19 protein-coding genes are annotated in these 24,321 nt (G+C 39.4%); 10 read left to right on the top strand and 9 right to left on the bottom strand.

The features are described from left to right. Positions 1 to 10: 10 nt before the first annotated feature. The 5 genes from C7H19_RS07750 to C7H19_RS07730 form a co-directional block, all read right to left on the bottom strand. A complete protein-coding gene (locus tag C7H19_RS07750) occupies positions 11 to 1,357 on the bottom strand; it encodes a BamA/TamA family outer membrane protein (RefSeq protein WP_106456309.1) in 1,347 nt (448 codons plus the stop codon). Between the two features lie 59 nt (positions 1,358 to 1,416). Further along, positions 1,417 to 1,761, bottom strand: coding sequence for a winged helix-turn-helix transcriptional regulator (locus tag C7H19_RS07745; protein ID WP_106456308.1), 345 nt, complete (start codon positions 1,759 to 1,761; stop codon positions 1,417 to 1,419). Continuing rightward, positions 1,758 to 2,336 carry a flavodoxin family protein gene (locus C7H19_RS07740; protein WP_106456307.1) on the bottom strand — a complete coding sequence of 193 codons (579 nt, stop codon included), beginning with the start codon at positions 2,334 to 2,336 and terminating at the stop codon, positions 1,758 to 1,760. Before C7H19_RS07740 ends, C7H19_RS07745 begins: the two co-directional genes overlap by 4 nt. 48 nt (positions 2,337 to 2,384) lie before the next feature. Then, positions 2,385 to 4,880 carry a CPBP family glutamic-type intramembrane protease gene (locus C7H19_RS07735; protein WP_106456306.1) on the bottom strand — a complete coding sequence of 832 codons (2,496 nt, stop codon included), beginning with the start codon at positions 4,878 to 4,880 and terminating at the stop codon, positions 2,385 to 2,387. Between the two features lie 143 nt (positions 4,881 to 5,023). Beyond that, positions 5,024 to 5,473: a quercetin 2,3-dioxygenase gene (locus C7H19_RS07730; protein WP_106456305.1), complete on the bottom strand. Its 450-nt coding sequence runs from the start codon at positions 5,471 to 5,473 to the stop codon at positions 5,024 to 5,026. 342 nt (positions 5,474 to 5,815) lie between these two features. Here C7H19_RS07730 and C7H19_RS07725 point away from each other — a divergent pair, with 342 nt between their 5' ends. The 8 genes from C7H19_RS07725 to C7H19_RS07690 all read left to right on the top strand — a co-directional run bounded on the left by C7H19_RS07725 (position 5,816) and on the right by C7H19_RS07690 (position 18,331). Further along, the gene (locus C7H19_RS07725; protein ID WP_106456304.1) at positions 5,816 to 7,669 is read left to right on the top strand and encodes an NAD(P)H-quinone oxidoreductase subunit F; all 1,854 of its coding nucleotides are present in this window, start codon (positions 5,816 to 5,818) and stop codon (positions 7,667 to 7,669) included. Positions 7,670 to 7,726: 57 nt separating this feature from the next. Continuing rightward, positions 7,727 to 8,461, top strand: coding sequence for a carbonic anhydrase (locus C7H19_RS07720; protein ID WP_106456303.1), 735 nt, complete (start codon positions 7,727 to 7,729; stop codon positions 8,459 to 8,461). A 92-nt stretch (positions 8,462 to 8,553) separates the two neighbouring features. Beyond that, positions 8,554 to 10,044 (top strand): NADH-quinone oxidoreductase subunit M, encoded by a 1,491-nt coding sequence (locus C7H19_RS07715; protein ID WP_106456302.1) that lies wholly within the window; start codon positions 8,554 to 8,556, stop codon positions 10,042 to 10,044. A gap of 25 nt (positions 10,045 to 10,069) precedes the next feature. Beyond that, complete coding sequence (locus C7H19_RS07710) at positions 10,070 to 11,371, top strand: CO2 hydration protein (RefSeq protein WP_106456301.1); 1,302 nt, start codon at positions 10,070 to 10,072, stop codon at positions 11,369 to 11,371. Between the two features lie 185 nt (positions 11,372 to 11,556). Further along, on the top strand, positions 11,557 to 14,106 hold the full coding sequence (locus C7H19_RS07705) for a HEAT repeat domain-containing protein (RefSeq protein ID WP_106456300.1): 2,550 nt from the start codon (positions 11,557 to 11,559) through the stop codon (positions 14,104 to 14,106). Between the two features lie 796 nt (positions 14,107 to 14,902). Next, positions 14,903 to 15,319: a pentapeptide repeat-containing protein gene (locus tag C7H19_RS07700; protein WP_425428878.1), complete on the top strand. Its 417-nt coding sequence runs from the start codon at positions 14,903 to 14,905 to the stop codon at positions 15,317 to 15,319. 120 nt (positions 15,320 to 15,439) lie between these two features. Then, complete coding sequence (locus C7H19_RS07695) at positions 15,440 to 17,371, top strand: transglycosylase domain-containing protein (protein ID WP_106456299.1); 1,932 nt, start codon at positions 15,440 to 15,442, stop codon at positions 17,369 to 17,371. A 6-nt stretch (positions 17,372 to 17,377) separates the two neighbouring features. Further along, positions 17,378 to 18,331, top strand: coding sequence for an ABC transporter permease (locus C7H19_RS07690; RefSeq protein WP_106456298.1), 954 nt, complete (start codon positions 17,378 to 17,380; stop codon positions 18,329 to 18,331). A 10-nt stretch (positions 18,332 to 18,341) separates the two neighbouring features. Here C7H19_RS07690 and C7H19_RS07685 read toward each other — a convergent pair whose 3' ends face one another. Continuing rightward, complete coding sequence (locus C7H19_RS07685; RefSeq protein ID WP_106456297.1) at positions 18,342 to 19,154, bottom strand: DUF4351 domain-containing protein; 813 nt, start codon at positions 19,152 to 19,154, stop codon at positions 18,342 to 18,344. Positions 19,155 to 19,243: 89 nt separating this feature from the next. Between C7H19_RS07685 and C7H19_RS07680 the strand changes: the two genes are divergently transcribed. Then, positions 19,244 to 19,606 (top strand): VOC family protein, encoded by a 363-nt coding sequence (locus C7H19_RS07680; protein WP_106456296.1) that lies wholly within the window; start codon positions 19,244 to 19,246, stop codon positions 19,604 to 19,606. A gap of 1 nt (position 19,607) precedes the next feature. Beyond that, positions 19,608 to 20,891 (top strand): recombinase family protein, encoded by a 1,284-nt coding sequence (locus tag C7H19_RS07675; RefSeq protein WP_106456295.1) that lies wholly within the window; start codon positions 19,608 to 19,610, stop codon positions 20,889 to 20,891. Here the strand turns inward: C7H19_RS07675 and C7H19_RS25540 are convergent. The 3 genes from C7H19_RS25540 to C7H19_RS07665 all read right to left on the bottom strand — a co-directional run bounded on the left by C7H19_RS25540 (position 20,888) and on the right by C7H19_RS07665 (position 24,313). Further along, entirely contained in the window at positions 20,888 to 21,034 is a 147-nt protein-coding gene (locus C7H19_RS25540; RefSeq protein ID WP_181280548.1) for a hypothetical protein, read from the bottom strand. The genes C7H19_RS07675 and C7H19_RS25540 overlap by 4 nt on opposite strands. Before the next feature lie 256 nt (positions 21,035 to 21,290). Beyond that, positions 21,291 to 23,918: a DNA mismatch repair protein MutS gene (gene mutS / locus C7H19_RS07670; protein ID WP_106456294.1), complete on the bottom strand. Its 2,628-nt coding sequence runs from the start codon at positions 23,916 to 23,918 to the stop codon at positions 21,291 to 21,293. Between the two features lie 86 nt (positions 23,919 to 24,004). Beyond that, on the bottom strand, positions 24,005 to 24,313 hold the full coding sequence (locus C7H19_RS07665; RefSeq protein WP_181280547.1) for a hypothetical protein: 309 nt from the start codon (positions 24,311 to 24,313) through the stop codon (positions 24,005 to 24,007). Between the last annotated feature and the right edge of the window lie 8 nt (positions 24,314 to 24,321).

Here is a 24,321-nt window from a genome sequence, read left to right as displayed (position 1 = left end):
TTATTCTATTTTAGAAGCGATCGCCGACTAGAACAACAAAAGAATAATCACCTCGATTTCCCCAACTTGATTCTACGCGAAATAAACCGATCGTAGTGTCAAGATGTAACCCAAAACCATAACCAACACCCCAACCTGGTTTATCACGAACAATTCCAGGTTGACTTATCACACTATATTGTGAGCCTAAATCTGTGCCATAATCAACAAAAATAATTCCTCTCGTATCAACTGTTTGCTCAAAAATACTGAAAGAAAATAACGATGGTGAACGATATTCTACCGTACCTTGAATAAAAGTGCGTCCTGAACTGACTTGACCTTCACTATAACCCCGAATTGAATCACTACCTCCCATACTAAAAGCATCATAGGGAGGAACATCACCGATATAGGTTCCTGCTTGCATATTTAGTACTAATGTATCGGAAGATTCGCTATTATCAAAAAGATTGAGTGGAATAAATTGGGAGATATTACCCGCAAGTTGAGTATAAGCAATACTACCTTGTCCAATGGGTAATGCTTGTTCAACTCCGACTCGAATTCTCGTTCCTGATGTTGGATAGGATTCATTATTAACGATAGAATATAAGCCAGCGAGAGTGAGCGTTACTAAATCATCTTGTCCCTGGTCACTGACGGTCATTTGATTGCCAAATTGATCTCTTGAAAAAACTTGGTTAGAAAACATCCCATCACGAAGCGAAATTCGTTCATAGTTAATCCCTACAGCTAGATTAATATTATTAATGAGTTGAGCATATTCAACACCTCCCCCATAACGATAAACCCACGTCTTATCGTCATTCGGTAAACGAATATTATTTTCACCTTCACCGAAAACTGTAGAACGACCCCGTTGAGATTGAATATTAATAGAATAAATTCCTTGTGAATCTATAGGAGCAATGCTATAACTGAGATCACCTCCCAAGAATTTTGTATTACCTCCACCTTCTAAGACAATTCTTTGATTTTCCGCTAATCTGTATCCAACAAAACCTTGTGGCGAAATACTTGGATAATTCTGTAAAGTACTTACAACAGGTATACGTGAGCTTCCTTTGAGTGCGCTATTATTAGGAAGAGTGCGACCAAAGCCGAATGTAAAATCTCCTTTTTTTTGATTACCAAATACAGACAATCTGAATTGAGTTGGGTTAGGAAGGATAATCTCTCGGCGATTATTAGTCGGTTGTTCTGGCGTTACTTCTGTTGGTTTAAGACAGTCTGCGGTCGTACAAGAGGGGGTTTCTGGTTCATTCTCATCTCTTGTTTGTCCCCAACTCGGCGCAGTTCCAATTAGATTTAGTACTAAATAAATATAGAGAAATAGTGCTTTTTTAAAGAACATTGATGATTGGGGTCAATAATTAAACTTCGACCTAATTTAATCATTAATTATTGTTTAGTTCAAGTTTGTGTGTCAGGAATTCTTGTATCGGGTAAATGTTTTAAACCCCATGCAACCATTGTTTTGATGACAGGACGCAGACTTTGACCTTTTTCGGTGAGATAATAATTCATGCGTCGAGAATGATTGCTATAGGGTTGTTTTTCGACTAAACCAGTTTCTTCTAGTAGCTTAAGTCGATTTGTGAGTATATTGGTCGAAATTCCCTCAGCCGAGTCTAAAAATTCCTCAAAACGCTGTTTATTGAAAAACATCATATCTCGGATGATCAGCAGCGTCCATCGATCGCCTATTAAATCCAGTGTACAAGCGATCGGACAGCTAGAGCGAGGCGTTTGAGTCATTTTCTAAAACTTTGCGTTAATTCTGCGATACGTTGTCCATAGAGTTCGGATGTTTTAAGATCACCGGGGTCAACTTCAATGGGTTTAGTTCCTGTAAAATCGGGATCAGCTTGTCCCATCACACCTATATAAGATCCTAAACGGTTTGTCCCATCGCTTTGTCGCATCTCTCCAGAACCAATCCAAATCATACTATGTTGTGCTGCATTGGTGACTAAATAAAGTAATGTTCCTTCTTTATCGCCGCTAGGAGAACCCGAATGAGTAAAACCACCTGCAAGTTTGTTTTTCCATCCTTGACGCGCCCAAATGCCACTCGCTGCATCAATAAAAGCCTTAAATTGTGCGGCTACACCCCCCATATAAGTCGGTGAACCAAAAATAATCGCATCTGAAAGATTAATTTTTTCCATCATTGCGTCATCTTTCCACCGTCCTTTAATAATTTGTTCCCCTGTGATACGATGTAATTCTACTGTAGTTCCTGAAACCTTACTCGCCCCTGCTGCAACCGCTTCAGCCATTAAATGAGTATGATCTGAACCTGAAAAGTAAACGACTGCTACTGTTGTCATGATTTTCCTTTTTGAATGATTGGGAACGTTCTTTCAACATACAATATACTATCTGTTTCGTGCTATTGCTGTTGTTGGGCGTATAAATTTAGAAAAACCGTTCAAATAAAGTAACCAAACCACCACTACAACCCAATGAACAATTACAATTGTCCATAAAGAACCTGTGAGTAAATAGACGACTGTACAAGTTAATCCCAATAATGCGGTCAAAATCAAAAAGACGGGATTAAAAAAAGTGGGATTTGCTGCATGATAAAAAACAAGGGCATTGAGGGGATGATACAGAATAAAAAGGATTAAACTAAATATAGCCCAGCCAAAGATACTAGCAAAAGAATTGAGTCGATCGGGGTAGGGTAAGAGAATGACGCGAAAGACTAATTCTTCCCATAATGCCGGTGACAAAAACAGAAAAAATAGGGTTTTAATCAACTGAAACGGTTTTTGTTTAATGGGTTGCCATTGTAAAAATCTTGATTTTAAACCGATGGAAATAGCGATCGCAGCATAGGCACATAATGCCAAAATTGTCAATATCCAATCCTCAGATTTAGGGCGAAAAATGATTGAAGCGAGAATACGACGTAATGCAGCAGAAACAATCGGCATTTCTCCAAAAATATTAGTCGGGGCGATGGGTAAAATCTCTGGCATGAATCCGCCGATTTGATTAGTACGCATAAACCAAAGTGTCGCACCTTGTTCGAGAAAAATCTGGCTAATTACATCATGAGAAACGCGAGGTAACATCGATGTCCAACTTAAAAGGGCATTAGCGAGGGTATCTTGATCCGTAAAAGTATAATTTTCACGGCCTGCAACACCTGCTATAATTTCGGCGTTTTGTTGCCAATCAGGGCGAATAACACCTCTAGGAACTAAAACTTGTTTAAGGCGTTCGCTCAGTTGTCCTAATCTTTGGAAGCGTTGAGTTTCGGGGTCATCGGGATGATTTTTTAACCAGTCGGCGATCGCGCTATTGGTAGCTATCTGATTTTTAAGGACTTCAATTGTAATATAAAGTGCTTGGTTAGAGTCTTGCACACAAGATGCAGCAGGAGTAACACTTGCATTTCCTGTACCATCTCCAGTACGATAGCGTGCCATCATAATTTCGAGTTGTCGTTGTAATTCCGTCAAAGGTGATACAAGAATACTACCAAAATGATAATCTTGCAGTAAATCTGATTTAACAATTACATTGGATGTTGGACGAGAATTCAGCCAGCCGCGTTGCAAATTCCCCTGATAATTTTCCCAGCTTTGGTGTCCCGCAAGAATGCCTTGGGGGTTGTGGGCATACACCTGATCATAGGAAATATCCCATTGTAATTCATTAGTAAAACGATCGCGTACTATTTTATATAAGAAGTAAGAAAAATGCCCTGTTACCGTTCCTCCTTTTATAGATTCGCCGTTTTTACCGCCAATTCCGCCAAATAGATGTATTCCTAAGCCATGATCCCCTTCTTTCCAGTTTGCTAGGGCGACTTTGGGGGAATCACTACGAGGATCGACTAAAACTCGTTGGGCGGTTCCGCGACGTTCAGGGGTATTTTTCCAGTTATCATGAGCAATATAATTTAAGCCTGATCCTAAACCGAATACGTTTTCTATTGGTTTAAGTTGAAAGAGCGATCGCGGTCGGATCGCTTGTACTGTAAATAGACCGTCTTTTCCCTGTGCGCCATAAATATACCAACCTTCTTTACCTTCGCTAGAATTGGCTAATTCACGAGGTGTTGAAATAAAGCGATTTCCTGATATTCTCGGTTGTTGAGGTATCCGAATTATTTCTGTAATACCATCAAATTGATTTGTTTTAGGGTTATAGTGTTGAACACGCAGTAAATCACTCGGACAAGGTAGCGAATTTGGACAATCTGTAGGAATATCCGTTTTAGATTTGGCTGGGGCTTCTCCTTTGATTTTTACTAAACCCACAAAACGACCTGTTACCATTAAAGGCATTTGCTCAATTAAAAGACTTGTTTCATCGGTTTTCGTCGTAATCTGAGCTTTATTAAAACTAACAATAACATCATCATTCGGTCTTGCACCTGCTAAAGCTTGTAGCGGCCCCACATTAGAACGACCATTGAGACGATCTGGCAGTAAATTTCCTTGTTTTTGGCTTTTTTGGGCGGCTTCGGTGAATTTAATATCAGTTGTGACCAGTTTTAAGTAACGGTCTAGTGATGGTGAGTGCTTCTGTGCTAATTTGACTTTTTTTCCGATTAAATTTTGTTGGTCTGGGGGAGATTGATAGATTTCTAAAGTCGTCCAATCATCTTGTTGAAATTCTTCGGGTTTAGGTAGAATAAGACGACCGACCCAATTATCTATAGGTCGATACAAATTCGGGTCAAGGGTTTGTTTAATGGGATAAAAACTCGGTTGATTAGCGGCTAATTGGCTGGTGATGGTATAATCTGAGACTCTGGGAACGGGCGGCTTTGTCGGGGTAAACAGGATGGCTGCAGTAGCAACCCCAATAGCGAGAAAAAGTAAAATGAGAATTCTAAATATCGTCTTTTTCATAACCGCCTAAACCCAGAACGAGAATCGAAGTCGTCTTAATCTTAAACCGACACGTGTCTATCTACAGTATTTAGGGGTTGAGAAATGTTTAAAATAAGTCTAAAAAGCCAACAGCCATTAGATGATGAGTGTCGGCCAAAACTCTAAAAATAGGCGCGAATCCCGTATTTATCGCCAAAATACTTTAAATCTTCTAGGGTGGGAAAATCCTTGATTTTTTCGCCATATTCTCGATAAAATGCGTCTGCTGATGCAGGAGCTAAAATAACTAACATTTTTGCAGTGGGTGAGCAAACTTTGAAGGTATGGGGGACGTTTTTCGGAACAAACATCATACATCCTGCTTTGGCCAAGGTTTTGACTTGATTGACTTGGACTTCCATTTCCCCATCGAGAACGTAAAAAGTTTCATCCCAAGGATGAGAATGAAGTGGGGGTTCATGTCCAGTAGGGGCTACAATTTCATACATGATCCATTGACCCTCTGTTTCTTGCCCAGAAATTTTGATTGTGAATGTACTGTCTAAAAGGTTATATGATTCACCTTCACTGGGTAAAAGACATTTAGGGGCTGACATTAATTGGCTAGTCATAATGGTTCTCCGATTGGCGTTTATATTAACGTGAATTTCTTTCTCTAAAAATGAGAATAGCGATCAATCGGGAAGAACTAGAGAACAAAATTCAATGACGGTTAAGCCAAACTTATATATGATTAATTCTATGTTAATCAATTTAACTATTGACTATTATCTATTAAAGCGGTAGGATAAAAATTAATCTAGAGCTACCAAAAAGCTTAAAATATCTTTGGTTCCATCATTTCTTAAGTAGGCTACCAGTCAGGTCTGCAAAGAAAGCAAGGGCTAGGCTCAAAGTTTTATTCTTAACATCACCGAATCATTCATCCATCACATCAAAAGTGAGGTCATTTTATGCTAGATACATTTAGCCAGAGTATCTGGTTAGTGCCTTGTTACGCGCTCATTGGGGCGGTTTTAGCGATTCCTTGGTCACCTGGTATTATTCGTCAAACGGGGCCTCGGCCATCAGGTTATATTAATCTTCTGATGACACTGATTGCTTTTGTCCATAGTTTATTAGCTCTGTTGGCAGTTTGGCAACAACCGATTCAAAATCTCTCTTTTAATTGGCTTCATGCGGCTAATTTATCTATTTCCTACGAAATACAGCTTTCTGTAGTTAATATCGGTGCATTACTCGTTATTACTGGGTTAAATTTCGCAGCCCAAGTCTACGCGGTTGGATATCTAGAAATGGACTGGGGTTGGGCGAGATTTTATTCTCTGATGGCGTTGTTTGAAGCGGGAATGTGTGCTTTAGCTCTGTGTAATTCTCTCTTCTTTAGTTACGTTATTCTAGAAATCCTGACGCTAGGTACATATTTACTAATCGGCTTTTGGTTTAATCAATCATTGGTAGTTACTGGGGCGAGAGATGCCTTTCTAACTAAACGGATTGGCGATTTAATTTTATTAATGGCCGTAGTTGCTTTATTACCTCTTGCTGGAACTTGGAACTTTGATGAGTTGGCTAAGTGGGCAGCAACCGCAAAAATTGACCCAACAGTGGCTAATTTACTGTGTTTAGCTCTTTTAGCGGGTCCGTTAGCCAAATGCGCTCAATTTCCCTTACATTTGTGGCTAGATGAGGCGATGGAAGGCCCGATGCCGGCAACGATTATTCGTAATTCGATCGTTGTTTCAACGGGTGCGTGGTTACTCGTAAAACTACAACCCCTGTTTGAATTATCGCCTTTAGCTAGAACGGTAATGATTACCATTGGTTCTGTTACTGCAATTGGCGCGGGTTTAATTGCGATCGCACAAATTGATGTTAAACGTTCAATCTCCTATTCTGCTAGTGCCTATATGGGATTAGCGTTTGTAGCGGTGGGAACGGGACAAGGACAAACAGCCCTTACTTTGCTGTTTACTTATGCTATAGGAATCGCTATTCTTGTCATGAGCATCGGTAGCATTGTTTTAAACAATATCAGTCAAGATTTAAGTCAATATGGCGGTTTATGGTCACGTCGTCCCGTTACAGGTCTATCTTACCTGATTGGGGCTGCTACTTTGGTCGCTTTACCTCCTTTTGGTGGATTCTGGGTTTTATACAAGATGGTGAATAATCTCTCTCATATTTCACCTTTGTTAGTATTCGTTGTTCTGTTAGTTAATGCTTTAACCGCGTTTAGTACCACTCGTGAATTCTGTATGATTTTCGGTGGGAAACCAAAACAAATGACGGTACGTTCACCCGAAGGTTTATGGGCAGTTGTTTTACCGACAACGATAACCGCAGGTTTTGCCCTTCATATCCCGATTTTATTGTGGAAATGGAATTTATTACCCGATTGGGGAACGATTAATCTAGCGGTTGCTGGTTTAGTAGTTGGTTCTACATTAGTCGGTTGTCTTGCTTCAGCATCGATTTATCTCAATGACAAGATTAATAAACCCGTCGTACTAAAACCCAAAGCTCTGCAAGATTTCTTTGCTTATGATCTCTATACAGCAAAACTCTACAAAAATACCATTGTTTTAGTAGTTGGTTTTGTCTCTCAAGTCGTCGCTTGGTTTGACCGTTTTATCATCGATGGTGCAGTCAACTTTGTTGGTTTAGTCACGGTTTTTAGTGGACAAAGCTTAAAGTACAACGTCACTGGACAAACACAATTTTATTTTCTCACGATCGTTCTCGGAATTGGGTTTCTCGTCACAGTGATTGGTTGGCCAATTTTATCTAATTTATCTTTTCCATAATCTGAGCGTTTTAGTGGGACAATTTAAGTCAGCTTCAATTATTATTTGGGAGAACTCATGAATACTGACAAAAAATCATTTAATCTATCGCGTCGTTCGGCAATTAAATACGGTGGCGGTTTCATCGGAACTGGAATAGCAGCAACTATTTTAGGAGGGAATCTTAACAATTCTCAAAGCGCCGTTTCTCAAACTTTCGTTGCTCAAAATAAAGACATTACACCCGATGAAGCTCTCAAAAGATTAATGGATGGTAATGAGCGTTTTATTAATGAAAAAAGAATCAGCCCCAATCAAACTAGAGAACGAATCATAGAAGTGTCTGAAAGTCAAGCTCCTTTTGCTGCACTCCTAAGCTGTGCTGATTCAAGAGTACCATCAGAAATTGTTTTCGATCAAGGTTTAGGTGATCTTTTCGTGTGTCGAATTGCGGGAAATATTGCGACATCTGAAGAAATCGGTAGCCTTGAATTTGGGACAATGATCTTAGGAGCTAAAGTTCTGATGGTGATGGGTCATGCGCGTTGTGGTGCGGTTAAAGCAGCGATTGAAGGAGGTAGATTTCCTGGGCGAATTGGCAGTTTAATTAGTAGTTTAAGAGTCGGTGTAGAACGCGCTCAAAGAATGCCAGGAACTAACAAATTACAAAATGCTGTTGAAGCCAATGTTTTATATCAAGTAGAGATTTTGAAAGATTCGGCGATTATGGGGGAATTGATTGATAAAAATCAACTTAAAATTGTTGGTGCTTATTATGATTTAAGTACGGGAAAAGTCAATATGTTAGGTTAAAAACTGATTTTCAACTAAATTTTTTCGAGTGGGTTTGGCAACCAAACCCCTACACAAAAAAACTATCTCTTTTATTCCTTTTGTAATTAATTATGCTCAGTGCTTTACTTTTAATCCCGATGATTGGTGCTTTGATTGTCGGCTTTATTCCCGGCAATCCATCCGCTAGTAAATTACGTCAAATCACCGCTATCTTTGTCTTTATTAGTTTAGCTTTATCGCTTTATCTCCTAACTCAATTCGATTTAACTAATTCTGGTTTTCAGTTTCACGAATATCTTACTTGGGCGCAACCTATTGGTTTAAACTACAGTTTAGGAATTGATGGTTTATCCCTGCCCTTATTAGTTTTAAATAGTTTACTGTGCTGCATTGCTATTTACAGCATCGGAGAAACTGTAGAACGTTCTCGCTTGTATTATGCTCTAATTCTATTGATTAATGGTGGAATTTCAGGGGCATTAATGGCAGAAAACTTACTCCTGTTCATCATTTTCTATGAATTAGAACTGATTCCCTTTTATCTAATGATTGCCATTTGGGGAGGTGAAAAACGGGGTTATGCTTCGATTAAATTCCTTCTCTATACTGCCCTTTCTGGATTATTTGTACTCGCGGCATTCTTAGGAATTGGTTTACTCAGTGGTTCGGCAAACTTTGATTATGCCACACTCACGACTCAAAGCTTCTCCACTAATACCCAACTTATTCTCTTATCCCTTTTACTCGTCGGTTTTGGGATTAAAATTCCCCTTGTTCCTCTACATACTTGGTTACCCGATGCGTATACTGAAGCATCTCCAGCTACAGCCATCTTACTCGGTGGAATCTTAGCAAAATTAGGAACTTATGGACTAATTCGCTTTGGTTTACAACTCTTTCCCGAAGCGTGGTCAATTGTTGCCCCAGGTTTAGCAATTGTTGGTACGATTACTGTATTATATGGTGCCTTTAGCGCGATCGCACAAAAAGACATCAAACGGATGGTTGCTTATAGTTCCATCGGACACATGGGTTATATCATCGTCGCAGCCGCAGCAGGAAACGATTTAAGCGTCCTAGGTGCCGTAGCCCAAATGATTAGTCATGGTCTCATTCTAGCCCTGTTATTCCACTTGGTCGGTATCGTCGAACGCAAAGCAGGAACCAGAGACTTAGATGTACTCAATGGTTTAATGAACCCAATTCGCGGTTTACCTCTCACCAGTGCATTACTCATCACTGCTGGAATGGCAAGCGCGGGGATTCCTGGTTTAGTGGGATTTGCTGCCGAATATCTCGTGTTTCAGGGTAGTTTTTCGATATTCCCTGTTGCTACCTTGTTATGTATTATTGCATCGGGACTAACGGCGGTTTACTTCGTAATTCTTCTCAATCGTACTTGTTTCGGCAAATTAGATAATCAACTCGCCTATTATCCCAAAGTTTTAGCCTCAGAAAACATCCCCGCATTAGTCCTAACAGCAATTATTCTGTTCTTAGGCATCCAACCTAATTATTTAATTCGTTGGATAGAACCAACCACTAATTCAATGGTGTCCGAAATTTCGCTAACTCAACAAGTCGCCGAGCTAATTAAGTAAATTATCATTTAATGAGGTCAAAATCATGGTACAAACACCCGTCAAACCTGAAACGCTTATCCCTCCTTCTAATCATGAATTTGCCGAAGTGATTCACCGTTTAGAAGCAGGTGGCTCTATGTTACCCGATACGCCCGAAAACTTGATGCAAATCATCGGAATTTATAAAGCATATGCGGTACCGATGGACTTTTACTGGCGAGATTTATTGTATATCGCTGAACGAGTTTTTCTAGAACCGCTACCCTTCTTTAAATATTTCTTACCCCAAGAATATTTAGACCTACATAATCATTATGCGGGTGATGACGCTGATATCCGTATTTGGCGCGGGATAGCTACAGCCCATCCAGAATTATTAGAATTCATGGAAAATGGCAAAACGAAAAAAATGCCGAAATTGTTCCATCATTTGTGGCACGATCGCATTAATATGGAATTTGCTGAAGCCTGTATGCAAGCGATGTTATGGCATGGTCGAGATATGGGATGGGGTAAGTTTGATGCCTATCTCGATAGTGATGAGTATAAAGCAAATGCCGACCGAGCAATTAAGGCTTATTTTAAAAAGAATCCTGCCATGTTGGGTTTATATAAACTATTTCCTGATATGTTCTTAGAACAGGTGCGGCAGTTATCCTATTATTCCAACTTAGGGTTATTCTGGGAAGTGATGGCACCCGTTTTCTTTGAGATGTCAGATATCTATGATGAGGGTGGTTTTAAAGGTGTTCCAGATGCGATGAATTTCTTGGTTAATGGAATCTTTGCTATTGCGGGTCGTCCCATTTATCATCATGTTTATATCGATGGGGAATGTTACGAAATTATCCCAAAATCTAAAGCGTTTACTTGGTTGTATGAAGCTGCATTACCCTATGTAGAAGCGGTTTTTTATCGTACTGCACCCTTTAGAGGAACCAAGTCTTATAATGCTCAAGCAAAACAAGTTCCTGATGAGCAAAAAGACTTTCATTATGGCATTTTATACGCTGATGTTTTCCCAGTTGGAACCGCAGGAATTCCACCAACATTATTGATGGATGATATGTATCATTTTTTACCCGATTATCTTAAAGATTATTATCAAAAACATTGTCGGGGTGAAGAAGATGTATTAATTCAACTCGGAATCACTTTCCAACGCTCAATGTATAATGTTACTTCTGCTGTTATCCAGGCTCTCAGATGTGCGTTATTGTATCCATTAGATGACCAAAATCCTAAACATTTGATGAAAAATCGCGCCTTTTTTGAAGCACAAATGGATCGTTTTAAACGTCCCGAAGCCAGACTACGAGATGTCCAAAGTCCAGATTATCGTTAGAACAAAATATCAGAATTGTTAGGGGTTTGGTAATCAAACCCTTTTTAACGTGATGTGAATGTACAGTAATTCTCCCAACTCGTTGACCACTAAATTTAATGTGAAACCGACAAACCAACTGGCGATTGATAGATTTGCAGCATGAGTGGGCATTCTAGAGTAGCACTCCACGTCATGTTTTTTTTATGCCGAATGCCAAACCTGGGCGATCTATTACTCCTAAACAAGAAGCGGTCAGTGAGAAAACGTCTGTTACTCGTCTAAAAGAATTAGCGCAAACGAGTTCAGATTTAGCCAAGCTGGTCGCAAAAAATGTTAATGCTGATCCAGACTTGTTGCGTGAACTCGGTTCTCATTCAGATACGACCGTTCGTAAAAATGTAGCGAGTAATCCTAATACTCCCTTCGATGTTTTGCTAAAGCTGGCAGGACAGTTTCCCAGACAATTGCTTAGTAATCCAGTGTTCGACCTGTTACTGTTAGAAAATCCTAACTTTCTGTCCGAGCTATCCGATTCCGCGCTAAGAAGTCTGTTAAAGCGTGAAGATGTTCCAGATTTATTTCTCCAATGGACAGCCAACCACCAGAATATCACGGTACGATCGGCAGTGGTCATGAACCCGAAAACGCCGAAAACAGTTTTAGAAACTATTTATCAAGAGTGTATCCGTCGGGGGGCTTCCAAGCAAATCCATCCGTCTTGTCATGCGATTTACTACGATTGTCTTCGACAGTGGCAACTAGCCGATCTCGCTGAATCCGTCCAACTACACGTTAACTGGGCTGGAGAAATGCCGTCAGGATGGCATGAGGCAGCCCGTCGCGCAATGCCTACCACATGGCTAGAACAAAACCGAGAAACAGCGATGAATATCTGGAAAATTGGAGCTTTACCCGTTTTTTTACTACCAACCTTGTATTCTGACCTGACGCTAAAAATAGCCGAGGATGAAACCTTGCCACAAGAGGCACTACGTTGGCTGATCGAAGGGAAAGACCGCGAGGTTGGCAAGCGCCAGCTGATGGTTGTTAACCATCCCAATACATCCAGTGATGTATTAATACCATTGATGGGTGATCATTTTGATGTCGGTTACCATTTCCCTAACATTCAAAATCTTAATATACCTTTCCAGATTCAACAACAGTTTCTAATCGAGCATGGCACTGTAGAACATCCTAGAACATCTGAAGCGGAACTAAGGCGATTGTCTTCTAGTCAATGGAAGTATATTCGTCTAGGTGTTGCTGCGCATCTAAATACCCCGGTTGACGTGCTAACTCAACTCGCTGAAGATAAAGACGAAACGATTCGTTTTGCCGTTGCGCTCAATGTAAACACTTCTACTCCGACATTAGAAAAACTACAGACAGATGCAGATTCTTATGTCCATGCAGGTGCGTACCTAAATATTAAAAACCGCTCAGGAAAAGCTTTTTTAGATGAGCAAGCTTTTTTACAAGGGAAAGTATTTTTTAATCGTATTTATAATGACTTAGGTGGCTATGTTGACTACGGGGTTACGCGCCATAGCATACCACAAACGATGCGACGTAGCTTCCATTGCTTAAAGAAGTCTATCGCGGCAGATGATCCCGAACTCTTAACCCAGTTGGCAGACTCACCAAATAAATCCGTTCAATGGGAAGTCGCATTAAATCAGGCTACTCCGATAGGAACTCTGGTAGGACTGATTCTAAATAGTGCGCTCAATGATGACCAAGGGATTCAGGATCGAGCGATACAAACACTGATTCAAAAGTCAGACACTTCCGAGGAAATCTTGCAGGAATTATCTGTCGGGGGGAATTGGAGGATTAAGGTACTAATTGTTTACCATCCTAACGTTTCGCTTACCACATTAGAACAACTCGCTCAATCCCAAGATTGGCAGGTTCGGCTCACGATCGCAAGACACCCGAATTTACCCTCATCTAGCCTAGCAATACTAGCTGAAGACGGAGACAAGCGAATTCGTCAGGCAGTCGGTCAACATCACAATACTGAAATCGCTGTTCTAGAAAAATTAGTTAATGACCTGCAAGGGAATGTTAGGAATGCTGCGATCGCAAACTTAACTCGACTACCTGACATTGAGAATGATTTTACCAAGCAATACATGATCGTTAGCAGGAAAGAAGCGTCTATCACAGAACTCGAAAAACTATCTCGTAGTGAATGGAGACAAATTCGAGTTGAAACCGCACGTCATCCCCGTACACCAGTTAATATTTTAGAGAAACTAGCCACTGATCAACATCTTGATGTGCGAACTGCTGTTGCCCGAAATCTAAATACGCCAGTTATTTTATTAGAGCGATTATTGCAAGACAAAGAAGTGGCGGTACGTCTCGCCGCCGTTGAAAATATCAATATGCCGATCAATCTGCTTGAGGAATTAGCGAACGGTAAAAAGCGTCTCCTGAACACGGCCGCAATTAAACAAATTCTAAATCGTGAAGTTGAGGGATCTTTTAAATACCTAGAACCCTATGCGAAATCCTCAACCCCTTCTTTAGGACGATTAGCGGTGTTTTTGCATTCCCAAGCTCCAGTAGCACTGTTAGCCAAAAATATTCGCTCCCTCTCTTGGTTAGAACGCTACGCGATCGCCCAAAATCCAAATACCCCTCCTGTATCTCTCAAAATTCTCGCCAATGATGGCAATCGAATTGTACGAGCTACTGCGAAAGCCAAGCTTACAGAGATTTCTAATACCATTTTTGAAAAGTAATGCGAGATTTTAGTAGTACACATATACTAAATAAAGCGTCTCTACGGATTGATCATGTATTTGATAATTATTGAAAAATGCTCTAAGATAACTGTAAATTTTTTACTGATGCTCACTGGTAAGAGCCTCTTCGATTATTCTGTCGATTTCCAATTCTTCTTCAACTGTTTGAGGTTGTTTTCTGACTTCTCTAACTAATTTGGTTAATCTTTCATTTTTGACAATCTCATTAATCTGATCTGATAAGAAAGTTAGAAAATTAATTTGGTCAAATCTTACTTGAATTAATTTTTATTTAGATTAGCTATTGTTTCTTGAATCCTTTTACTTAAATCTTCTAGATGGTTTAGTTATTCAACACTGCCAAGAGCTTCGATGCTTTTAATCAGCTTTGAAAGATATGTTTCTAACTGTTCTTGTTGAGTCTTTTCTATTAAAGTTAACTGTGATGCTTCTTGAACTACTTTAATGATGTCGTTTTATGTGTCTAGCCAGCTATTGGGATATACAGCTAAATTAGTAATGATGAAAGAAGTAGGAAAGAGAAAAACGATGACTATTCCGATTATAAACTTGTTTTAGCTCTCGCTACCTCCACTCTCTTAAAGCTCAGAGGCTGGCTTGATGGTCACCCGTCCCAAAACACGATAGGATCAAGGATAAACTACAGTAATTTATTAATAAAAATATGTGGCTCAAAAACATGAATAAACGCTTATGGTCTGTGCTTAAGAGCATCAAAAAACAGATGGCGATCGCCTCTTTGAGTCTAGTTTTTGCTTTATTGTTCTGTACGATGAATGCGAATGCGTTGAGTTATAACAATCAAAGCTTGATGAATCGGGATTTTTCGGGACAAGATTTAACAGATGCGAGTTTTGATCATGCTAATTTACGGGGTAGCAATTTTAGTAACGCACAATTACGAGGTGTTCGTTTTTTCTCGGCTAATTTAGAATCAGCCAGTTTTGAGGGCGCAGACATGAGTTATTCTGATCTAGAATCAGCGCGTTTAGTCCGGACTAATTTTACCAATGCGGTTTTAGAGGGTGCATTTGCCATTAATACTCTGTTTAATGGGGCTGTGATTGATGGTGCCGATTTTACCGATGTTTTAATACGTCCCGATGTGCAGCAAAAGTTGTGTGATATGGCGACAGGAACAAACCCAACAACGGGTAGAAATACTCGTGATACTCTAGAATGTTTTTAAAACTGGTATCCTCATAGATTACACTAAAATCAAACTCTTGTAAGCTAATATCAAATTATTGTAAAAATAACTCCTAATTTGTCGATCTTATCCCCTTTTGGAGTGAGGAAGAATAATCTAGTGTCCACCAGTACTATTTCCCAACAACCCGATAAAAAGCAACCTGTTTCGCCGACGATGGCCTTTATTCAAGGTATCACGAGAACGGCTGGTGGAACAATGCTAGGTCTGACAATGATTACCAGTGCGGTTGTTGCTGGTGGACTTGTAGGACTGGCGATTAGTTTTCGGAATTTACCCGATGTGAGAATCCTTCAAAGTTATGCCCCAGTCGAAACGAGCTATATTTATGATGTTAAGGGGAAACCCATCACAAGTCTACATGAAGAAGCCAACCGAGAAGTTGTACCCCTTGAGCAAATTTCGCCAAACCTAAAACGGGCAGTTTTAGCCATAGAAGACAGTCATTTTTATTACCATCAAGGGGTTAATCCTCATAGTATTGGACGGGCTGTACTGGCTAATTTTAAAAGTGGGGGAGTCGTTGAAGGTGCATCTACTCTAACGATGCAACTCGTCAAAAATATCTTTCTTTCTCACCAGAGAACTGTTACTCGTAAACTCGCTGAAGCGGTTCTAGCGATTCGAGTTGAACAAGTTTTCCCAAAAGATAAGATTTTAGAAATGTACCTCAATAATATTTACTGGGGTCATAATAATTATGGAGCGCAAACCGCCGCCCTGAGTTATTTCAATAAACCTGCGTCTCAACTCAATTTGGCTGAAGCTTCGATGATGGCTGGTTTAATTCAATCTCCAGAGGTTTATAGTCCTTTTAGAAACTATCAAACCGCGAAAGAACGTCAAGCTGTTGTCTTATCTCGGATGCGAGAACTCGGATGGATTACACCTTCTGAAGAATCTGCCGCGAAAAAAGTTTTGATCGCTATTGGTAAACCGACTGCATGGAAAGCTAGTGAGTTACCCTATGTGAGTGATGCGGTTGTTCAAGAGTTACAAGAACGTTTTGGTAAAGAAACCGTTGCTAAAGGGGGAATGCGGATACAAACCACCGTTGATTATAATTTTCAAAAAATGGCAGAAACAACGGTCAATAGAGCATACTATAGGTTACGCAGTCAAGGGCTTCGTAATAAAAATTTACAAATTGCTTTAGTTGCGGTTGATTCTCGGACACATTTTGTAAAAGCGGTTGTTGGGGGCGTTGATTATAAAAAAAGTCAACTCAATCGTGCGACTCAATCTCGTCGTCAACCTGGTTCGTCTTTTAAGCCTTTTGTTTACTATACGGCTTTTGCGAGTGGAAAATTTACGCCAGAGACAGTAATTAATGACGGGCCAGTTAGATTTCGAGATGGGGATGTTTATTATTCTCCGAAAAACTATGGCGGCGGATATTCGGGCGCAATGTCCATTAGACACGCGATTATGGTTTCGCAAAATGTCCCTGCTGTGATTGTGGGGCGCAAAGTCGGTGTGAATAAAGTTATTGAAGTTTGTCGCACTCTGGGGATTAAAAGCCCTCTAGAAGCGGTTCTATCTTTGCCTCTCGGTTCAGTTGATGTGACTCCTCTAGAAATGGCGGGGGCGTATGCTACCTTTGCGAGTAATGGCTGGTATTCTGAACCCACAATGATTATGCGCGTTACTGACAGTCGTGGCAATGTTTTACTCGATAATACCCCAAAACCGAAGTTAGTTCTCGATCCTTGGGCTACAGCGTCTCTAAACTCGGTTTTACAAAGTGTTATTACTTCTGGTACCGCGAGAACTGCACAAATTGGTCGTCAGGCGGCTGGCAAAACGGGAACCACTGATACAGAAAGAAATGTTTGGTTTGTCGGTTATGTGCCTCAATTAGCGGCTGCTGTGTGGGTTGGAAATGATGATAATCGCCCTCTTGGTAGAGGAATTACTGGGGGGGGTTATGTTGCTCCAATTTGGCGCGATTTTATGGTACAAGCGATGAAGAATGAACCTGTAAAATATTTTCCGTCTCCTTCTAAGTTTCCTCGCCCTTCCAGCAAATAGCGAATTATGTCTCAATATCTAATCAAACGATTAGCTTTTTCTCTTCCGACTTTGCTTGCAATTAGTATTATTATTTTTCTGATTTTAGCGCTCGCTCCTGGTGATCCGATGAGTGAATTTGCTACGAATCCATCGATTACGGAGGAAGTAAGGGAAAATATACGCAAAAGTTTAGGGTTAGAGCAACCGATTTATATTCGTTATTTTAAATGGCTTTTGGCTTTTATACAAGGAGATATGGGCTATTCATTTACCAGTAGAAGTCCTGTTTCAACGATTATTTTACAACGACTTCCGACGACTTTATGGGTTGTTGGTTTGGCTTATGTTGTCGGAATATTAATCGCTTTTCCTCTCGCTATTCTTTCGGTGATTAAACGTTTTTCTTGGATTGAGCAAGCAATTACTACTTTTTCTCTATTGGGTTTTTCTTTGCCGACTTTTTTTACGGGATTGGTTTTAATTATTATTTTTAATGTTCAGCTTGGTTGGTTTCCTTCGTTTTATAATAGCACTTTAATAGTGGATAGTTTTTCGAGTTTTGTTGAACAAATTAAACAGTCAATTATGCCGATTATGGTTTTGGCTTTTTATCAATCTGCGATGTTGATGCGGTTTATTCGTTCTGCTATTTTAGATGAAGTAAATGAGGAATATGTAAGAACAGCTTATGCGAAAGGTTTAAGTTATTTTGCTGTGTTTAAACATATTATTCGTAATGCAATGATTCCCGTTGTTACTTTAATTGCGTTGGATATTCCAGCTATTTTTACAGGTGCTTTGATTACAGAACAAGTCTTTAGAGTGCCTGGTATTGGTTCACTTTTGATTGATTCGATTTATCGTAGTGATACGCCCGTTGTGATGGCAATTACGTTTATTTATGCGATATTAATTGTTATTTTTAATTTAATTGCTGATTTAACTTATGGTTGGTTAGATCCAAGAGTAAGGTATTAATGAATATAGGCTAAGAAGTAAATTGATTTTCTAACCATTGTCTTAAATCTTCCCATTGAGATAAGTCTAATAAAGTAAGAGCTAAATCATCCAACTGACTAGAAGATAATTGTTTAATTTTGGGTTCAATATCTAAAGGAATTTGTCTAAATTTTTGCTTGAGCATTCCTAAAATTAACTCTTGTTTACCTTCTAGTTTACCTTCTTGTCGTCCTTGAATAATTCTTTCTTCTGGTGATAAATGGCGATTTCCCGACTCATCATACCAATATAACCATTCCCTAGGAACTCCCATGTAAGTCCCAGATTCTCTACCAATTCCTAAGCCAATTTCTGTTAACCAGACAGGTTCTCCTCGCAGTAATTCATATTTACCATTTTGTAATTCATATACTTCTAAACGCGGTTTGCGTTTGCGTAAGGGATTATAAATAACATAATATAAAATCCCCATTTCTTGATAAAAATCTTTCTTTTTGGTATATTCTTTTCGGCGTTTATGGGAAACGACTTCTAAGGCTAATATAGGAAGTTTTTGTTCTTCCCAAAGCACGTAGGATAAGCGTAAATCCGAGTCGATAATCCGAGGAACTCCAATACTTAAAAAACCGTCGGGGATAATAGCAGGTTCATAGGGATCATAATAAATTCCCATGTCTACCCCAAAAAACCAATCCATTCTTTCTGACCAAATAAGAGCGAGAATGTCTTTAAGTAAATGAGGAATTAAATCTTGTAGTTCGTTATCCACTGGGGTATCATCCGAGTCTGGCAAATCTTCAGCACTAGGGTAACAATGAAGAGGATTGTAGTTAAGCAGCATATGGGTTCTAACCTACAGAATGTCGGCTAACTTTCTCTAATACTTGTATTATAGTACATGATGTAATAATTTTATTTTATTAGCGAGCAATGCAGATTATTCAATGTTTACATACAGCGATTTTAGTCTCTAATCTTGAAAAAGCAGAATACTTTTATGGAAAAGTGTTAGGTTTAACTAAAGTCGATCGCAATCTTAAATATCCTGGTGCATGGTATCAAATTGCTGACTATCAAATTCATCTAATGGTTGATGCGAATTTCGGCAATCAAAAACATAATGCAGAAAAATGGGGACGTAACCCGCATTTGGCGCTAGGAGTTGTTAATTTAGAAGAAGCAATTACAGAACTCCAAAAACACAATTATCCTATACAAATGAGCGCATCGGGACGACCTGCCTTATTTGTACACGATCCTGATGGCAATATCATCGAAATTAGTCAAAGATGAGATGAAAATTATTGCTTATTGTTATACTAATCCCTTGCTCGAATCACCGCCAGATATCAAGATTTGGGGTTTTGAAGTAGATCAATTGTATCAAGATTTAGGAGAGCGCACTGCTTTTCAAAAACTTTTAACCGACTGTACAACCCATTCACCTAACTATTTACTGATTCGACGTATAGAAGAATTAGGAGATAGTTTAACCGAAATTTGCGATCGCACTAGCCAACTCGAAGCATTAGGAATCAAAATCATCATCATCGAACAAGCATACTCATCATTTTCTAATGAGATCGCGCAACTATTACAAAATATTCAACAAAATCAACATAGTAGCCGTTTACGCAGTGGACACGCCAAGAATAGACTACGAGCATTACCACCACCGGGAAAAGCTCCCTATGGCTATCGTAGGGGCAAAGAGCGTTATATTTTAGATCGTAGTACAGCCCCAGTGGTAAAAGATTTTTTTGAACGTTTTTTGTTATTCGGTTCTTTGCGGGGTGCAGTACGATACTTAGAAAAGCGATACGGGAAGAAAATTTCGGTATCAACGGGAAAAAACTGGTTAACTAACCCTGTCTATCGCGGAGACTTAGCATATCAAAATCATCAAATTATTCCTGATACTCATGCTCCTATTTTATCAAGGGAAGAAGCCGCACAGATCGATCGCTTACTCCGCAGTAATAGTAAATTACCACCGAAAACATCTAGCGCACCTCGTTCTCTAGGAGGGTTAGTTACCTGTCAACAATGTCAGTCTGCAATGACTATTACCCGTGTTACAACCAGAGGAAAGAATACAGAATATTTATATCTGCGTCCGATGAATTGTATGTTGCAGCCGAAATGTAAAGCAATATCCTATCAAGCAGTTTTAGAAGAAACCATTAACCGTATCTGTGAAGATTTACCGAAAACCGTCGCCCCGTTAAATTTACCAAATGTTTATGGCATTAAATTAAAAATTTGTCAAGACATTGAACAAAAAAATAATATTCTTCAACAACTGCCAATTTTACAAGAACAAGGGATTTTAGACGAAGAAACGGCTAGTCTACGCAGTTATAAGATTAGAACAGAAATCGCGCAACTTCAAGAAAAATTAGATCAGCTTCCACCCGATGATCTAAAAGTTATCGTGAAAGCAGTATCGTTACGCCAATTTTGGTTAGATTTATCGGAAAGTGAAAGACGGTTTTATTTTCGGGAATTTATTCGCAATATTGAAATTATTCGCGGTGATGGGAAAGAATGGACGTTAAGGTTAGTGTTTATATTTTAGTATGTTAGTTGAATGATGGAAATTGAATTTAGTTTGCCAAGATCCCCAATATCGCCAGTATCGCCAGTATCGCCAATATCGCCAGTACCGCCAATATCGCCAGTATCGCCAATATCGTCAATATCGCCAGTGAATAAATTCACTGTCTAATAGCTAAAGTCCATTAAAATGGACTAAGATCGTACACACAGAGAGTCGGTTTTAACTGACTTAAGCTTTGAGACAGGGATTTTAATCCCTGGCAATTTAATAATCTGGCAATTTAATAATCTGACAATTTAATAATCTGGCAATTTAATAATCTGGCAATCTAATAATCTGGCAATCTAATAATCTGGCAATCTAATAATCTGGCAATCTAATAATCTGACTAAATATTTATCTTCTATTAATTCTTAACTACTCCCCAAAAATATCTAACTGTTTCTGATTTGGGGTCATTTTTTGAATACCTTCTCGCAATCCTAAAGCAATCTTACTATGTTTTTCTATTTGACCCATGACTTGTTTAGCACGTGTAATAACTGATGATGGTAAACCCGCTAACCTTCCTGCTTCGATACCATAGGATTTATCAGCACCACCGGGGCGTACTTGGTGCAAAAATATAATTTGAGTGGGTGTCTCTTGTACGGTAACTTGATAATTCGCTACATTCGTTAGAATCGAAGCGAGTTCGTTTAATTCGTGATAATGGGTCGCAAAAATCGTTCTAGACTGAATTTCTGTCGCTAAATACTCCGCAACTGCCCAAGCTATCGATAGCCCATCAAAGGTAGCTGTTCCGCGTCCAATCTCATCAAGTAATACTAATGATCTAGCTGTAGCATGATTGAGGATATTTGCGGTTTCATTCATTTCTACCATAAAAGTTGATTGACCTGTAGCAAGATCATCAACTGCACCAACTCGTGTAAAAATACGATCGCATATCGATAATTTTGCAGTAGTCGCGGGTACATAACTTCCCGTTTGTGCCATCAGTTGAATTAAACCCACCTGTCTAAGATAACAACTTTTACCACTGGCATTCGGCCCTGTTAGAATAACAAGATCTGGATAATTTTCCTCTAAACTATTGCCGAGTGTTGTTGAATTTGGGACAAAAAACCCCGCCCCTAATGATTGTTCGACAACGGGATGTCTACCATTTTTGACATCAATTAATCTTCCTTCGACAAATTCTGGGCGACAATATCCTTGATACACTGCAATTTCTGCTAAACCCGATAAAACATCGATCGCGGCGACTGCTTTAGCAATATTACGGATTTCTTGGGCTTTTTCGGATACTTCTGAACGTAAATCGGTAAATATTTCGTACTCTAAGCGATTTAGATCATCTTTCGCGGTTAGGATACGGGTTTCTCGTTCTTTTAATTCTGGAGTAATATAACGTTCTTCATTAAGTAGAGTTTGTTTGCGGATATAATTTTCGGGGGCAAGTTCGGCTTTAGAACGGGGTAAACTGATATAGTAACCAAAGGATTTATTAGAATCGACTTTCAGGTTAGTAATTCCAGTGCGTTTCTTTTCCGTCGCTTCAAAATTCGCTAACCACTGGATATCCTCTTGATATTGTTCGCGCATTCCATCAAGTTGAGGATCGACCCCATCTCGAATGATACCACCCTCTTTGATCTGAAGTGGGAGAGATTCGACTAAAAAGGATAAAACTTTTTTGCCTAATGGTTCTAAGTCTGGGGGAATTTTTTGTAAAGCTTTGAGAAAAGGTGAGGTACCTTGATTCGCTAATATAGATAAATCGGCTAATTTAACTAAAGACTCGGATAATGATAATAAATCTCTAGCATTTGCGGTTCCTGAACCAACACGCCCCGTAATTCGTTCGATATCGTATATACTGCGTAATAATTGCCGTAAATCTTGGCGTAATGAAGGATGATCTGATAATTCTTGTATTGTATCTTGTCTTGCTTTAATGCCTTTGGGGTCGAGTAAAGGTTGCATAAACCAGCGACGTAATGCCCTTCCTCCCATTGCGGTACAGGTGCGATCTAATGCCCAAAGTAATGAACCGTAGAAGCTGCCATCTCTTACAGTTTGCGTAATTTCTAGGTTTCTTCTGGTTTGATGATCCAAAATCAAATAATCCGCTAAACTATAAGTACGCAATGGTTGTAATGGGATTTTATTGGCTTTTTGGGTATCTTCGATATATTCAAGTAAACCCCCAGCAGCACGAATGGCTAAAGGAAGATGTTCACACCCTAACCCTTCTAATGATTTAATTTTGAATGTAGTCAGTAAACGGGGTTTTGCTTCAGGAAGAAGAAACGGAGTTTGCGATCGTAATGAATAACAAAACGAGTCAGGTAAACAAGTTGGTAAATGCTCGGATTTTTCCCCAGGACGTAGTAAACTTTTAAGATCAGGAGCGTTTGTTGGGATTAGGATTTCTGAGGGCTGTAATCGCAATAATTCCACCGAAAGCGAGGATAAATCACTTGCTTGAGTCGTGAAAAATTCTCCTGTAGAGATGTCTGCATACGCTAACCCCCAATGTTCCCCCGCAATAACAACAGCAGCAAGAAAATTATTTCGTCTTGCTTGCAACATCCCGTCATCAGTCAAAGTACCAGGGGTGAGAAGTTTTGTGATTTGTCTTTCTACCATGCGTTTTTCTTCTTTTGCAATGGCAGAATCTTCAACTTGATCACATATTATTACCGCGTAACCTTTTTCGACTAATAATCTACTATAACGCTCTAGGGCATGATGAGGAACCCCAGTCATCGCAACTCTTCCGATGTCTTTTCCCCCTTCTTTACTGGTGAGAACTAATTCTAATTCTCTGGATATTACTACTGCATCTTGGAAAAAGCATTCAAAAAAATCACCGACACGATACAACAATAATGCCCCTGGGTACTTTTCTTTCACCTCGACATAATGCTGGTGCATCGGGGTTAATTTTGTGCGATCGAGTATGCGATAATCTCCATGAGGGGCTTGCTTATTTCCGATTTCTGTGGTAATAGGATTTGACTCTGGAGGGCTAGTCATCGATGAGATTAATTGACGGAACGGCTTTTATGACTCTATCGCAAGTTGGACAGAATTGGTGTTAAAGATTGTAACTGTTATTCTATCTAGCCGAATTGAGTAAAATAATACAATATTGATGAGAGAAAGACACTATGAAAATACAGATGATGACGTTTTTGTATCTGTTCTGCTATAATTTTGTGACGAACGTCTCGATATGATAAATCTTCATTTCCTAAAAGTAAAGTTGTTGGATAACCCCCCATTCGTTCTAAAACTGTTTTTCCTTGTGGTAAGGGTAGCTGAGATGGTAAATTTAAAGATTCAATAAACTGCCAGATCGAGTTAAGCTGTTCTTTAGATAAGGTAGAGATTTTTTGATTAATTTGTTGGCGTAGTTCTTGATTATTCATAATTTAAC

It is taken from the genome of Aphanothece hegewaldii CCALA 016, from assembly GCF_003007785.1.
GTDB lineage: Bacteria > Cyanobacteriota > Cyanobacteriia > Cyanobacteriales > Microcystaceae > Chroococcus > Chroococcus hegewaldii.
Note: the sequence above shows the minus strand (reverse complement) of the source record. Positions and strands in the feature narration are given on the sequence as shown.